The following is a 1,038-nucleotide window of genomic DNA, read 5'->3' as shown; positions in this document are numbered from 1 at the left end:
ACGCCCGACGACGCGCTCGCGCATTTTGCCGATACTGGCGCTGACGTCCGCCCCAAACATTGAACTGTCACGTCCAACAACAGGGCCCGCGAGATCGGAGGTGCGGTCTTCGCGCAGCGAATTCCATTGGTGATTAGCGGTCACTGCAGTTGCTCCTGGCTGCTTCGTAGCTCGACAAGATCTCGCGTTGGCGGCTGGTTGCCGAAGCGGCGATGAACGATATATCGCGGTCGATTCTTAACTTCATCGAATATCAGACCGATATACTCGCCAATAATGCCAAGAAACAGCATGTTCAGACCAATTGCCACAGAGGCGAGGACAAAGATCGATGCCCAACCAGGGACCGTTTCATCGCCGAGAAAATAGAACCCGGTATAGACGGCCCCTCCGATGAGGCTGAGAAAGCAAACCATAAGTCCAGCGAGTACACAGAGGCGCAAAGGCAGCTTTGAAAAAGAACAAAAGCCGTTGAGAGCAAACGACAAAAGACGGCTGACTGAGTAGTTCGATTGACCGGCGAACCTTTTTGCCGGCTCATAAGGCAAATACGCAACAGTGAAGCCAACCCAGCTTACAAGTCCGCGAAGAAATGGATTATGCTCACGAATGTCATCGCGGAACAAAGCTGCAACGTGACGCGACAACAGGCGATAATCTGCGGCTCCCGCCTTGAGCTCCACACTGCTGATGCGTGCAAGAAGCTTGTAGAACCATAGGGAAGTCAGTCGCTTACTGCGACCTGTTTCATCACCATCCTGCCGGAGGGTTTGAACGATGTCCGCCCCCGCCTCCCAACGTCTCACCATCTCCAGGATCAATTCAGGCGGGTGCTGAAGATCGCTGTCGAGCATGATCACCGCGTCGGCATCACTATGGTCTATCCCCGCAACCAGTGCGGCCTGATGACCGAAACGACGCGACATGACCACAACTGTGATGCGAGGGTCCTGTTTCGCGATTTCAGCAAGAATGTCTTCCGTGCGATCACTCGATGGATCGACGACGTAGATGAAGCGAATCTCATACCGCGTATCC

At 54.1% G+C, this 1,038-nt stretch carries 1 protein-coding gene; it reads right to left on the bottom strand.

The genetic code is table 11. From position 1 onward, the window contains the following. Nucleotides 1-140 precede the first annotated feature (140 nt). Nucleotides 141-1,038: glycosyltransferase family 2 protein (locus tag AC1DT3_RS22380; RefSeq protein ID WP_477467368.1), on the bottom strand; the 898-nt coding region annotated here is incomplete at its 5' end.

It is taken from the genome of Microvirga sp. P4_G7 (genome assembly GCF_056401005.1).
The sequence above is the reverse complement of the archived record's forward strand: the minus strand, read 5'-3'. Positions and strand labels throughout refer to the sequence as shown.